This is a genomic window from Candidatus Pelagibacter sp. PS_23, assembly GCF_059417905.1.
In genome coordinates this window covers 777,250-790,326 of record NZ_CM182071.1, presented here as the reverse complement: position 1 = coordinate 790,326, position 13,077 = coordinate 777,250, and the positions used below count along the sequence as shown (strand labels likewise).

General features: G+C 32.8%; 18 protein-coding genes. 14 read left to right on the top strand and 4 right to left on the bottom strand.

The features are described 5' to 3' along the window. Position 1: 1 nt before the first annotated feature. A complete protein-coding gene (locus AC5SLY_RS04300) occupies positions 2-613 on the top strand; it encodes a DUF3726 domain-containing protein (protein WP_006998014.1) in 612 nt (203 codons plus the stop codon). Beyond that, on the top strand, positions 606-776 hold the full coding sequence (locus AC5SLY_RS04295; RefSeq protein WP_006998015.1) for a hypothetical protein: 171 nt from the start codon (positions 606-608) through the stop codon (positions 774-776). The genes AC5SLY_RS04300 and AC5SLY_RS04295 overlap by 8 nt, the downstream gene beginning before the upstream one ends. On the opposite strand, the gene AC5SLY_RS04290 is transcribed toward AC5SLY_RS04295, so the two are convergent. The 3 genes from AC5SLY_RS04290 to AC5SLY_RS04280 all read right to left on the bottom strand — a co-directional run bounded on the left by AC5SLY_RS04290 (position 773) and on the right by AC5SLY_RS04280 (position 3,547). Beyond that, a complete protein-coding gene (locus tag AC5SLY_RS04290; RefSeq protein WP_006998016.1) occupies positions 773-1,318 on the bottom strand; it encodes a hypothetical protein in 546 nt (181 codons plus the stop codon). The genes AC5SLY_RS04295 and AC5SLY_RS04290 overlap by 4 nt on opposite strands. Positions 1,319-1,467: 149 nt before the next feature. Beyond that, a complete protein-coding gene (locus AC5SLY_RS04285) occupies positions 1,468-2,826 on the bottom strand; it encodes a glycine cleavage T C-terminal barrel domain-containing protein (protein WP_006998017.1) in 1,359 nt (452 codons plus the stop codon). After that, positions 2,819-3,547, bottom strand: coding sequence for a methylenetetrahydrofolate reductase (locus AC5SLY_RS04280; RefSeq protein WP_006998018.1), 729 nt, complete (start codon positions 3,545-3,547; stop codon positions 2,819-2,821). The genes AC5SLY_RS04285 and AC5SLY_RS04280 overlap by 8 nt, the downstream gene beginning before the upstream one ends. Before the next feature lie 100 nt (positions 3,548-3,647). On the opposite strand from AC5SLY_RS04280, the gene AC5SLY_RS04275 reads away from it, so the two are divergent. From AC5SLY_RS04275 to AC5SLY_RS04245, 7 genes are read left to right on the top strand one after another with little or no spacing between them, the layout of a single operon-like run. After that, the gene (locus tag AC5SLY_RS04275; RefSeq protein WP_018414292.1) at positions 3,648-4,841 is read left to right on the top strand and encodes an aromatic ring-hydroxylating dioxygenase subunit alpha; all 1,194 of its coding nucleotides are present in this window, start codon (positions 3,648-3,650) and stop codon (positions 4,839-4,841) included. Between the two features lies 1 nt (position 4,842). After that, positions 4,843-5,250 carry a P-loop nucleotide/nucleoside kinase family protein gene (locus AC5SLY_RS04270; protein ID WP_006998021.1) on the top strand — a complete coding sequence of 136 codons (408 nt, stop codon included), beginning with the start codon at positions 4,843-4,845 and terminating at the stop codon, positions 5,248-5,250. Beyond that, positions 5,250-5,624: a hypothetical protein gene (locus AC5SLY_RS04265; protein ID WP_006998022.1), complete on the top strand. Its 375-nt coding sequence runs from the start codon at positions 5,250-5,252 to the stop codon at positions 5,622-5,624. The genes AC5SLY_RS04270 and AC5SLY_RS04265 overlap by 1 nt, the downstream gene beginning before the upstream one ends. Beyond that, entirely contained in the window at positions 5,608-6,393 is a 786-nt protein-coding gene (locus AC5SLY_RS04260) for an enoyl-CoA hydratase (protein WP_006998023.1), read from the top strand. Before AC5SLY_RS04265 ends, AC5SLY_RS04260 begins: the two co-directional genes overlap by 17 nt. Further along, complete coding sequence (locus AC5SLY_RS04255) at positions 6,393-6,830, top strand: CoA-binding protein (protein WP_006998024.1); 438 nt, start codon at positions 6,393-6,395, stop codon at positions 6,828-6,830. The genes AC5SLY_RS04260 and AC5SLY_RS04255 overlap by 1 nt, the downstream gene beginning before the upstream one ends. After that, positions 6,831-7,250 carry a YeeE/YedE family protein gene (locus AC5SLY_RS04250; protein ID WP_006998025.1) on the top strand — a complete coding sequence of 140 codons (420 nt, stop codon included), beginning with the start codon at positions 6,831-6,833 and terminating at the stop codon, positions 7,248-7,250. Continuing rightward, complete coding sequence (locus AC5SLY_RS04245) at positions 7,247-7,669, top strand: DUF6691 family protein (protein WP_006998026.1); 423 nt, start codon at positions 7,247-7,249, stop codon at positions 7,667-7,669. The genes AC5SLY_RS04250 and AC5SLY_RS04245 overlap by 4 nt, the downstream gene beginning before the upstream one ends. On the opposite strand, the gene AC5SLY_RS04240 is transcribed toward AC5SLY_RS04245, so the two are convergent. Continuing rightward, entirely contained in the window at positions 7,627-7,824 is a 198-nt protein-coding gene (locus tag AC5SLY_RS04240) for a hypothetical protein (RefSeq protein ID WP_006998027.1), read from the bottom strand. The two genes, AC5SLY_RS04245 and AC5SLY_RS04240, sit on opposite strands and share 43 nt — an antisense overlap. A 38-nt stretch (positions 7,825-7,862) precedes the next feature. Here AC5SLY_RS04240 and AC5SLY_RS04235 point away from each other — a divergent pair, with 38 nt between their 5' ends. The 5 genes from AC5SLY_RS04235 to AC5SLY_RS04215 are packed head-to-tail and all read left to right on the top strand — an operon-like array spanning position 7,863 to position 13,071. Beyond that, entirely contained in the window at positions 7,863-8,432 is a 570-nt protein-coding gene (locus tag AC5SLY_RS04235; protein ID WP_006998028.1) for an NAD(P)H-dependent oxidoreductase, read from the top strand. Then, on the top strand, positions 8,377-8,877 hold the full coding sequence (locus tag AC5SLY_RS04230; RefSeq protein ID WP_006998029.1) for a hypothetical protein: 501 nt from the start codon (positions 8,377-8,379) through the stop codon (positions 8,875-8,877). Before AC5SLY_RS04235 ends, AC5SLY_RS04230 begins: the two co-directional genes overlap by 56 nt. Positions 8,878-8,936: 59 nt before the next feature. Next, a complete protein-coding gene (locus tag AC5SLY_RS04225; protein WP_018414291.1) occupies positions 8,937-11,369 on the top strand; it encodes an FAD-dependent oxidoreductase in 2,433 nt (810 codons plus the stop codon). Continuing rightward, a complete protein-coding gene (locus AC5SLY_RS04220) occupies positions 11,369-12,118 on the top strand; it encodes an electron transfer flavoprotein subunit beta/FixA family protein (protein ID WP_018414290.1) in 750 nt (249 codons plus the stop codon). The genes AC5SLY_RS04225 and AC5SLY_RS04220 overlap by 1 nt, the downstream gene beginning before the upstream one ends. After that, positions 12,118-13,071, top strand: a complete 954-nt coding sequence (locus AC5SLY_RS04215; RefSeq protein WP_011282254.1) for an electron transfer flavoprotein subunit alpha/FixB family protein — start codon at positions 12,118-12,120, stop codon at positions 13,069-13,071. Before AC5SLY_RS04220 ends, AC5SLY_RS04215 begins: the two co-directional genes overlap by 1 nt. Positions 13,072-13,077: the final 6 nt, after the last annotated feature.

Here is a 13,077-nt window from a genome sequence, read left to right as displayed (position 1 = left end):
CATGAGATCATTAAGCGAAATAGATACAGTTTCTAAAAGATCAAGTAGAGCTGCAGGATATTCATGGGGGATTGCAGAAGAGATTGGAAAAAATATAAGACTACTCGAAATTTTTAGTTTGCCTGGAATTAAAAACTTAAATAGTTTTTTTAAGAAAAAAAAAGAAATAAGGTTAGAGAATATCAGCATCATAAAGCAAGACAATGAGGCTGGTAAAAATGAATATTGCCCAATAATCGCAGGGGTAAATTTTTTAGATCAGATTAAAACTCTAGAAACTTTAAATGAGATAACGTTTAAAAAAGTCTCATATCCATTACTTTTCCTACCATTTGTAAGTAGAGCAGCTGAGGTAATCGGTAAAAGAATATTCTTAAAAATGGATGACAGGGAGTTTTTATTAAACTTTAATAATAATATTTATTCTAATTACACTAAAAACGAAATTATTGAATCTGCTGAAAATATTTATTTAAAAGTTTTAGAAAACAGAGACTCGTTTGAAGAAAAAGAATGGAATGAGCTTTATAAGCTTTCAGAAGAAACGTTTGTTGAAGAAAATGAAAGCTTAAAACAAGGTGGAGCAGGAGCTGGCCTTACTGATAATGACTAAAGATTTTGATGATCAAGATAATAATGATGAAGAAGTTCTTCAATTAGATAATTTTTGTGAAGAGTGTAAAAAAGAAGACCCGAGTGTTTCTCAAAATTTAATTTTAACAGGATTTAAAACCTGTAATTCTTGTAAGCTTTCAAAAACTATATTTCCAATTTAACTGATATTGCTTATAGGCAAAGCATTCATTTTGCTCATTACAAAAGATATTGAAAGAAAAGCAATTATTAAAAAAGCTAAAAAGACTATTCCAAATGATTTAAAATTAGACTTTAGATTTAAAACTTGTTTTGTTGAAATGATTAATCCAGCAAATATCCAGAACTGAGTTAAAAATATAATTGGGATCATTAAATCTGGTGTTACAGCAAAAAATCTTAAAAGCCCTGGTGCATGAGCAAACCCAACAGCTGTTAAAACTTTTTTAAATGAAACTTTAGTATCTTTATCTGGAAATAATTTTACACCGATCACATAAATAAATAGTCCCCATACAAACCAAGTAAGAATGGCAGTTAAACCAGACATTGCAACAGCAGTTTTAATAACAGTGTTTGCTGCAACAGCTCCTGCTAACCCGTCTAGTATCATGATAAGGCCCGCAAAATATATTGCAGCTTCACCAAAGTTCTTATTATCTTTGTAAAGAGATTTATCTAATTTAATAGACCGAACAACTATATTTAAAAATTGACCAAACATTATTTATTTTTTTTACTATTTTTCTGAGCTTTGTAAGAAACAAATAGTGGAAAGAGTATTAAAGCAATTATTATTATTATGCAAATTACGATTAGGAATGATTTTGTCATTATTAGTGGGGGAGAATTAAACTCCCCCAAATAATTAATTTAACCTTTAACGACTTCTCTTGTGTTTGCGTTAAACGATTCTGTAAATGGAATATCCACTACCACAGCATCAACAGGCGTTCCTGGTGTGTCAGAATATTTAGCAGGTAAGTGAACTTTGTACTTAGTTCCAACTTTACCTTTTGGGAAACCATTAGCATTTAATGTTCCATCAAATGGCACATATCCCATTGCTATATTTTGACCTTTTTCAGGGTGATACCAAGGTGATGTGATAAATCCTACAGGATCTCCACCACTCTCAGGTGACACTAACCAAAAGTCAGGAGCATATTCTTCAATTGGTTTTCCGCCCAACTCAAGACCTACTAACTGAAGTTTGTAAGGTTTTTGACCAGCCTTAAGATCTGCACCCATTTTCTCTAATGCAGCTTTTCCAACATAGTCAGCTTTTTTATTCCACTCGCCTTTACCTGATAGTGATACTTGGTAACCAAGGTTACACTGGAAAGGATTGTGTTGATGATCCATATCTTGTCCCCAAGAAAGAATTCCAGCTTGAATTCTTCTGTGGTGAGCAGGGGCTATAACCATTAGGCTATGTTTTTTTCCAGCTTCAAGAACAGCATTCCACATATCATCAGCGTATTTAGTTGCCTCTCTTAAGTAGATTTCATATCCAGCTTCACCTGAGAAACCAGATTGTGAAATAACACAACTTCTGCCACCAACTTTTGCTTCAGCTAAACCATAGAAAGGCATGTTATCTAGATCCACTTGATCTCCAATAAGATCCTTCATTAAAGCTTTTGATTTAGGTCCTTGAATTTGCACTGGGCAAACATCAATTTCTTCAATTGTACAATCAAATCTTCCATCAGCGTTAACACCTTGAAGATACATTCCAATATCAGAGTCTGATAGTGAGAACCAAAATTCATCTTTTGAAATTCTAAGAAGAATAGGATCATTTAAAACACCACCATAAGCATTACATAAAATTACATATCTTGCTCTCATGGGTGAGATTTTAGTTGCATCTCTAGTTATAACGTAGTCAGTAAACTTTTCTGCATCCGGACCTTTAACTCTAATTTGTCTTTCAACAGCAACGTTCCACATTGTAACGTGATTTTTAATTGCTTCATACTCAACCATCGCTCCACCATCTTCAGGTTTTACATAACCTCTTGGGTGATAAATACGATTGTAAACAGTTGCTCTCCAACAACCAGCTTCCATTGATAGATGCCAGTATGGGGATTTTCTTACTCTTGTTGAAATTAACATTTCAACTTTTGTAGGTCCACTCTGTCTTAAGTTGTATGGTACTTCACGATCTGATTGATCAACTGAAGTCACATGATTTAGTTTAGTATAGTCAAATTCATTAGACATAACCGTTCTCCTTCAACCACTTGTTAGTTTCCTTCAAGCCGCCGAATGTATAAATGTGGAAGTTACCAGTAAACTCTTTCACTTTCCCAATTAATTCATTAGGGTCTTTAGGTTTCAATAAATCTAATGCCTTACTAAAATTAGACTTAAGAAAATTTATAGAATTTTTCGCCCCGACAATATTAGCAAATTTAATTAAGCTAGTTATTTTCATTGGCCCAGTAATTCCTACATGCACTGGTACTGACTGCTTAGAAATGAAATCTACGATAGGTTGACTTTCTAATAACCACTGGGTCACTATATAGTCGGCGTAAGGTTTTTTATCTATCATAGCTTTTTCTAATTCTTTATCAGAAATATCCTGACTTCCCTCTGGATGTCCTGCTATTCCTATTTTAATTCCATCAAAAAATCCTGTTTCTAAAATTTGAATTGAACTATCAAATTTTCCAACTGGCTCTCTACTTCCTCCAATAACTAAAGCTTGTTTAGCACCCACATCTTTACATCTTACAATGTAATCTTTAAGCTGAGCATCATCCGTAATTGATCGTGCTGGAAAATGTGGAACTGGATTAAATCCTTTTTTAACTAACGCCGCTGTTTGGTTAGCTGTCTCTTTATAGTCTCCTCCTGGAAGCATAGTTACATAAACATCCTTAACGGGAGGCAGTGTATTAAGATCTGTTTGAGGTCCAACCTCAAGTGAAAAATTCATTTTTCCTGATGATTATCTTTTTTGTATATGCTGTCAAAGAAATTCATCTTGTGGATAAAATATTTGTTGCCAAAAATTGTGCTGGTGATAATTTTTTTTAATGTCTGAAAATCTTAAAAATCTTCAACTTTCAAAAATCTTGGACTTGGAAAAAATTAGAGTGGTTGGGAACCCCATCGAGAAAGCCCATGGCCTACCAAACGAGTGCTACACTAGCTCTGATTATCTAAGCATTGAAAGAGAGAGGATTTTCAAGGATAAATGGACGGTGATTGGCGTTGGAAGTTCTGTGCCAAATGTAGGAGATGCTCAACCTTATAATTTACTAGGCATCCCTCTTATTATTTTAAGAGATAAAGAGAAAAAAATAAGGGTATTTCACAATGTCTGTAGCCATAGAGGCTTCAAGCTTTTAGATGAGGCTTGTGCTTTGAAAAATGTCTTAAGATGTCCATACCACTCCTGGTCCTACGATTTTGATGGAAAGTTGGTTGCGACACCTCACATAGGAGGCCTAAATGTTCATGAGACAGAAAAATTCAATAAATCATCGAGCAATTTAAAAGAGGTTAAAACCAGAATTTGGATGGATATAATATTTATCAATATAAATAGTAATGAATTAGAGTTTGATGAATATATCAAGCCTCTCGAAGAAAGATGGTCAAAATTTATATCTAAGGAAGATCAAAAATTACTTAAGCACTCAAAAGATCATGGATACTTCAGTCTTGATGTTAAGTGTAATTGGAAGTTTGCAATAGAGAATTACTGTGAAAGTTATCACTTGCCTTGGATACATCCTGAATTAAATAAAGTTTCAAATATTAGTGATCATTACCATATTCAAGGTTTACCAAATAGATTTGCTGGCCAAGGAACAAATAAATATGATCAACCTGTTAAAGGAAATCAAAGTTTCAATAATTTTCCAAATTGGCCTAAAGACTTATTCAAAAAGGCTGAGTATATCGCTTTATTTCCAAATGTAATGATTGGGCTTCATGTAGACCATTTTTATGTTTTTTGGTTAGAACCTAAGTCTATTAGTGAAACTAAAGAGCACTTAATGATGTATTATGTTGGTGATGATAGTGCAAATGGTTCTGAGTTTACTGAGATGAGAAAAAAAAATGCAGAATTTTGGAAAGAAGTAATGATTGAGGACATAAAAGCTATTGAGGGTATGCAAGAAGGTAGAAATTCACCCGTATATAATGGTGGGAATTTTTCACCCGTAATGGATAACCCTACACATGAATTTCATAAATGGGTTGCAACAAACTTAGTTTAAAATGAAAATAATATTAATTATGGGTCTTCCAGGATCTGGCAAAACAACTTTAGCAAATGAAATTGCTCCATTACTAAATGCTAAAAGACTTAATGCTGATGAAGTTAGAAAAGAAGCTAATGATTGGGATTTTTCAAAAGAAGGCAGAACAAGACAAGCAAGTAGAATGGCAGATTTTGCAAAAAAATTAAAAGATGATGGAAATTATGTCGTAGCAGACTTTGTTTGCCCAACACCGGAGGCAAGAAACTTATTTCCTGCAGATTATATAGTTTGGGTAAATACAATAAAAGAGGGACGTTTTGACGATACTAATAAGATGTTTATAAAGCCTGAAAAATTTGATTGTCAGGTTACAACTCAAGATGCTAAACATTGGGCACCAATAATTATAAAGGAGATAAAATAATGGCTTACGAATGGGATAATAAAAAACCAACAGCACAAATGCTTGGCAGATGGCAACCATTTCATGATGGTCACTATGCTTTATTTCAAGAAATTATTAAAAAAACAGGTCAAGTTTGCATTCAAATAAGAGATGTTCAAGGTGTTGACGATAATCCGTTTGATTTTGACACAGTTAAAAAAAATATTGAAGAAAAGTTAAACCCAGAATTTGAAGGAAGATTTAAAATAATGATGGTTCCTAATATTACTAATATTTGTTATGGAAGAGGAGTTGGTTACAAAATAGAAGAAGTTGTTTTGTCAGAAGAAATTCAACAAATTTCTGCAACAAAAATTAGAGCCAAAATGAGAGAAGATGGCAAACTTAAGTAATATTAAAATTAAACTTTTAAATAAAGATATTGCTTCAATCATCATTAATGAGCCAAAAACCTATAACGCTCTTTCATTAAAAAATTTAGGAGATTTAATTAAAGCTTTTAAAAAACTAGATGAAAACAAAAATATTAAGGTAATAATTATCGAAGGGTCTGGAAAAGGTTTTAGTGCGGGTCACAATTTAAAAGAAGTAAGTGGATTAAAGAAAAGAGAAAAATATCAAAAACTTTTTAATCTTTGCTCAAAGTTGATGCTTCAAATAGTTGAAGGAAAAAAGCCAGTTATTGCAAAAGTTCATGGAGCAGCATTTGCAGCAGGTTGCCAGTTAGTTGCAAGTTGTGATCTAGCTTACAGTACTAATGATGCAATTTTTGCAACACCAGGTGTAAATATAGGCTTATTTTGTAGCACACCGATGGTTGCTGTTAGTAGAAAGGTTAATAGAAAAAGAATGATGCATATGCTGTTAACGGGAGAGCCTATTAAAGCAGATTACGCAAAAGAAATTGGACTAGTTAATAATCATTTTTCCAAATCAAAATTAAACAATGAAGTATTAAAAGTTGCTAAAACTATTGCTTCAAAATCAAGTCTTACAATTAAAATTGGAAAACAAACTTTTTATAATCAATTAGAAATGCCATTGAGAAAAGCTTACGCATACACTAGTAAAATGATGACTAAAAATATGATGGCAATGGATGCTAAAGAAGGCATATCAGCGTTTCTACAAAAGAGAAAACCTAAGTGGAAACATAAGTAGTGAACGATAAAATAAAAGAAATTCTCTCAAAGTATAAAACAATAGCGATGGTGGGTGTTAGTAAAGATGATAAAAAGCCATCAACAATAGTGATGAAGTATATGCAAAAATATGGTTTTAAAGTTATTCCAGTTAACCCAAGTGCCAAAGGTCAAAAGATTTTAGGAGAAGAGGTTTTTGAAAAACTTGAAGATATTAATATACCTATTGATATCGTAGATGTATTTAGACCATCAACAGAAGCTAACAAGTATGCTGAAGAAAGTGTTAAAATTGGAGCAAAAGTTCTTTGGTTACAACTTGGAATTAGAAGTAATGATGCCAAAGAATTGGTGGAGAGTAATGATATTGAGTATATTGAAAATAGATGTACAAAGATGGAATATCAAAAGCTTTTTTTAAATATAAACCCAGCTTTTCCAGTTTTACAAAGTTAAATGAATATAGTTAATTTTACTCCAATCTCTGCATTTCTAGGTGGATCCTTAATTGGTTTAGCGGTAGTTATTTTTTTTGTATTTAACGGTCGATTAATTGGAATAAGTGGAATTGCCAGTAATTTTTTAACTTCAAAAGTTAATAGATTTGATAATTTTTTATTTTTAATTGGATTAATTATTGGACCTATTGTTTATAAAATATTTACTCAACAGGAAATCAATATCACAATTTCAAACTCATTTTATTTATTAGCAATTGCAGGCTTATTGGTTGGAGCTGGTACAAGAATAGGGGGAGGCTGTACTAGTGGACACGGCATCAGTGGAATTGGAAGATTTTCTTTAAGATCAATTATTGCAACAGTAACATTTATGATTGTTGGAATTTTAACTGTTCTGGTAAAAAATTTAATATGAATATGATTATATCTTTAATTTGTGGAATAATTTTTGGAATAGGTCTTACTGTTTCACAGATGATAGATCCCGCTAAAGTCTTAGGTTTTTTAAATATTTTTGGAGAATGGGACCCATCACTAGCATTTGTTATGATTGGAGCTTTAATAATATCCTCACCATTTTTTCACTTATTTAAAAATAATAAGAAACCAATTTTTGCTGATAAATTTTCTTATTCAAATAATAAAGAACTAAATAAGAAATTAATTATAGGTTCATCGCTTTTTGGTGCAGGCTGGGGCTTAGCTGGATTATGTCCAGGACCTGCAATAGCCTCACTGGCTTTATTAAATTTAAATTCTGTAAGTTTTGTAATCTTTATGTTTGTTGGGTTTTATTTGGTTAAATTATTAGATTTAACAACCCAAGCACGATGATAAAAATCATCTATATTTTTTTGAATTAAACTCTTAGCTAAATTATTAGCTTCAATCTCCTCAAAAGGTCCAAATTTTTTTTCTGTATCTTTAATGATAGTTTCAATTTTATTTGGATCTTTATGAATACCAGCAACTACGTAAAAATTTTTCATAGATTTTTAATTTTTCTAGTCTATACACCCTTAATGTAATGAAAAAAATATTTCTTTTATACGGGCACTATAATGAAAAGTCTTTTAATGCAGCTATTAGAGATACATTTATTAAAACAGCAGAAAAAAACGGTAATACAGTTGATTGTGTAGATTTATATAAAGATAAATTCAATCCAGTTTTTGCTGGTGAACAAGCTGGAGAAGACGTTCTAGATCATAGAAGACGTATTGAGAAATGTGATACTATTGTTCTAATTGCACCTATTTGGAACTTTAGAATGCCAGCTATTGTAGAAGGCTGGATAGATAAAGTTTTGTCACCCCCATGGGCTTACACATTTAAAAAATTAGTTGGAAATTATGGTTATCCAATGGGAAACTTAAAAGATAAAAAAGCTATAATCTTTTGTACCTATGGATCCCCAAGGTTAGCGGTTACAACATTTTTTTTAAATTTACCTATTAGAAGGCTAAAAAGAGGTGTGTTTCATATGTGTGGCATTTATAATATTGTATACAGAAGATATTTTGCAGTACCGTTTGTAACAGATGAAAAACGAAAAGAATTTCTTGAGGACGTTAAAAAGACAGCAAATAATATATAAAACCTTATTAATTTACTTTCTAAGTCTTACAATTTCACAAGCAGAATTAATAAAGCCTAATAGTAATATTGATCCATACCAGGTTGTGGAAATTCAGTTGAAAAGTTTACAAAAAAACAACTCTCCCACTATAGATAATGGCATTGAACAAACCTGGGAATTTGCTCATCCTAGTAATAGAAAAAGCACAGGACCTTTAGATAGATTTAAGACCATGCTGAAGGGCAAGTCATATAAAATATTATTAGATCATTTAGACCATGAAATTGTTCAAGAAAACCTTAACAATTCAGTAGCCTTGTTTGAAGTTAGTGTTCTTGGAAAAGACAAATCCTATTACAAATTTAAATGGCAGGTTGAAAAGTATAAAATAGATGGTCCCTTCAAAGACTGCTGGTTGACCACAATGGTGTCCGCTCCAATGCCCCTAGGATCTTCAATTTAATTTAGAGGGTAAACGAATTTTGTTTCGTTCGTAATGAAAATTTAGTAGGAATCGTGTTAATGAAATCTAAAGCTAAAGTTGTTGTAGTTGGTGGTGGTGTAGTAGGAGTTAGTGCTCTTTATCACTTAGCAAAAAAAGGCTGGTCTGATGTTGTTTTAATTGAGAGAAAAGAATTAACATCTGGATCTACTTGGCATGCAGCAGGTCTACTTCCATTATTTAATATGAGTTATTCGGTTGGACAGCTTCATAAGTATGCAGTGGATCTTTATAAAAAATTAGAAGAAGAGACAGGACAAAATGTTGGTTTCAGTGTTGTATCAAATATTCGTTTAGCAAGCACTAAAGATAGAATGGATGAGTATCATCAATATGCAGGTGTTGCTCAAACAATTGGTGTGGATGTAAAATTTTTAACACCAGATCAAGTAAAAGAAATTTGGCCATTGTGCCGTACAGAAGATTTACTTGGAGCAATCCAACACCCTGAAGATGGATACATTCAGCCAGCTGACTTAACACAAGCAATGGCAACAGGTGCTAGAAATTTAGGTGCAGAGATTTATAGAAACACAGCTGTAGTTGGAATGAAACAAACTAAAGATGGCTGGATTGTTGAAACAGATAAAGGTGCTATTGAATGCGAACATGTAATTTCTTGTTCTGGAAACTTTGCTAGACAAACTGGAAAAATGGTTGGATTAGATATTCCAGTAATACCAGTTGAACACCAATATATTGTAACAGAACCTCATCCAGATATCGTAAAAAGAAAAAAAGATGGCTTACCTGAAATGGGAGTTTTAAGAGATAGCGACAGCAGATGGTATATGAGAGAAGAAGCAGGTGGATTAATATTAGGACCATACGAAGATGGTGCGCCAGCTTGTTATGTTGATGGGCCATCAAAAGATTCAGAGTATGAACTATTTCAAGAAGATTTAGATAGATTAGCACCGCATATAGAAGGAGCTATTCATCGTGTACCAGCTTTTGGAGAAGTTGGAGTTAAGAAAGTTTATAATGGTGCAATTTGTTATACACCAGATGGAAACCCAATTGTTGGACCTGCATGGGGATTGAAAAATTTTTGGATTAATGAAGGACACAGTTTTGGAATAACTGCAGCAGGAGGAGCGGGTTGGCAACTTGCAGAATGGATAATTGATGGTGAGCCAACAATAGATATGCTTGGAGTTGAACCAAGAAGGTTTGGTGATTATGCAACAAAATCTTATTTAAAAGAAAAAAATGAAGAAGCTTACAATCATGTATTTAAAGTTCACTACCCAGATGAAGAAAGAGAGGCTGCTAGAGAATTAAGAACATCACCTTGTTATGACAGAATGAAAGCATTAGGTTCAGTATTTGGTCAAAAATTTGGTTGGGAAAGACCCAATTTCTTCGCAATTGACGGGATGGAGCAAAAAGATGACTGGTCATTTAGAAGATCAAAATGGTTTAAAGCAATTGAGCAAGAATGCAAAAATGTAAAAGAGAATGTTGGTCTTTTAGATATGACGGCATTTGCTAAATGTAGAATTAAAGGACCTGGTGCTGAAGAGTTTTTAGATTATTTAGTTGCAAACAAACTTCCTAAAAAAATTGGAAGAATTGGATTATGTCATGCACTTAATACTAAAGGTGGAGTGCACTCTGAATTTACAATCATGAAAGAAGCTGAGGGAAGTTACTATTTAGTTTCTGCAGGAGCAAACCAAAGATTAGACCATGACTGGATTCAAAAGTGGATGCCAACTGATGGTAGTGTTCAATTTGAAAATTTAACAAACAGTATGGGAGTTCTAGTTGTATCTGGCCCTAAAGCTAGAGAGCTAATGACAAGAGTTTCAAGAGATGATTTTTCAAATGAAAATTTTAAATGGTTGAGTGCAAAAAATATTGATGTTGGTAATGCACCAGTTAACGCTATGAGAGTAAACTTTGTAGGTGAGCTTGGCTGGGAGTTACACCATCCAATTGAATATCAAAATCACATCTTTGATAGATTAATGGAAGCTGGAAAAGATTTAGGTCTTAAGCCTTATGGAATTAGAGCAATGAATAGTTTGAGACTTGAAAAATCTTATAAACTTGTTGGCACAGAATTATCAATTGAATATTCACCTTACGAATCTGGGTTAGATAGATTTGTTCATCCCAACAAAGGAAATTTTATAGGATTGGATGCTTTGAATAAATGGAGAGAAAAAGGATTTTCAAATCAATTGGTTACCTTGGAAGTTCACAATATAGAGGATGCAGATGTTTTAGGGAATAATCCAATTTATGATAATGAAAAAGTTATAGGACGTGCAACTGGTGGAGATTTTGGATTTAGACTTGGAAAATCAATCGCATTAGGAATGGTCAAACCAGAGATTGCGACACCAGGGCAAAAATTGAAAATTGATATTCTTGGTAAAATGTACGATTGTACAATTTTAGAAGAAAGCCCATATGATCCTGAAAACAACTTATTAAGAGCATAATGAAAATATTAGTCGCTGTAAAAAGAGTTATTGATTACAATGTTCAAATCAGAGTTAAAGAAGATGGCACAGGAATTGTTACGGATAATGTTAAGATGTCAACCAACCCACCTGATGATAATGCAATTGAAGAGGCTGTAAAAATTAAAGAAGCAGGTAAAGCAACTGAAATAGTTGCGGTTACTATTGGTGAAGAAAAAGCACAAGAAACAGTTAGAAAAGCATTAGCTGTTGGTGCTGATCGAGGAATTCATGTTAAAGTAGATGGCGTAGTCGAACCCTTAGCAGTAGCTAAAATATTACAAAAAATTGTTGATAAAGAAAAACCTGATCTAGTATTTATGGGTAAACAAGCAATTGATGATGATTGCAACCAAACAGGACAAATGTTGAGTGCTTTATTGAACTGGCCTCAAGCAACTTTTGCATCAAAAATTGACATTAAAGACAATAAATTAGAAATAATTAGAGAAATTGATGAAGGCTTAGAAACTATTGAAGTTAACGTTCCAGCGGTAGTTACTTGTGATTTAAGATTAAATGAACCGCGTTATGCATCTCTACCAAATATTATGAAAGCTAAGAAGAAACCAATAGATCAAATGACAGCTGCAGATTTAGGTGTTGATGCAACACCAAGAGTTCAACAAATTAAAGTTGAAGAGCCACCAAAAAGAAAAGCTGGAATTAAAGTATCAAGTGTAGCTGAACTTGTGCAAAAGCTTAAAAATGAGGCGAAAGTTATATAATGTCAATTTTATTAATTGTTGAACATAACAATAAAGAATTAAGACCATTTACTCTTAACGCTATTACAGCTGCCTCTCAAATTGATGGCGATGTTCATGCATTACTAATAGGAAACAATTGCTCTGATGTTGCAAAAGTTTTATCTGAAATACCCTTGGTTAAAAAAGTAATACAAGTTGAAGCCACTCATTACGAAAATTTTCTACCGGAAAATTTTGCACCATTGATTGTTAAAGTTTCTGAAAATTATTCCCATGTAATTAGTTCGGCTAATACATTTGGTAAAAACTTAATGCCAAGAATAGCAGCTTTAATGGACACATCACAAGTTAGTGACATAATCAAAGTGGTATCTCCAGATACATTTATCAGACCTATTTATGCGGGAAATGCATTTGCAACTGTAAAAAGCACTGATGCAAAAAAATGTGTAACTATTAGACCAACTTCATTTGAACCTTGTGAAACTTCAGGTGGATCAGCACCCATTGAAAAAATGGATTCGGTAAAAGAGTTTACGTTATCTAAATTTATTAAAAGAGAAGAAGTTAAATCAGATAGACCAGAACTTGGAACTGCAAGAATTGTGATCTCAGGTGGAAGAGGTATGCAAAATGGTGACAATTTTAAATTAATTACTGATATTGCAGATAAATTAAATGCTGCAATAGGAGCTTCGCGTGCAGCTGTTGATGCAGGTTACATAAGTAACGAACATCAAGTTGGTCAAACGGGTAAAGTTGTAGTGCCAGATCTATATATTGCAGTTGGTATTTCTGGAGCAATTCAACATTTAGCTGGTATGAAAGAAAGTAAAATTATTGTCGCAATAAACAAAGATGGAGAGGCACCTATTTTTAGTGTTGCTGATTACGGTTTAGAAGCTGATTTGTTTGAAGCCCTTCCTCAATTCCTAGAAGAATTGAATAAATTAAACACTATACAAAAATAACAAATA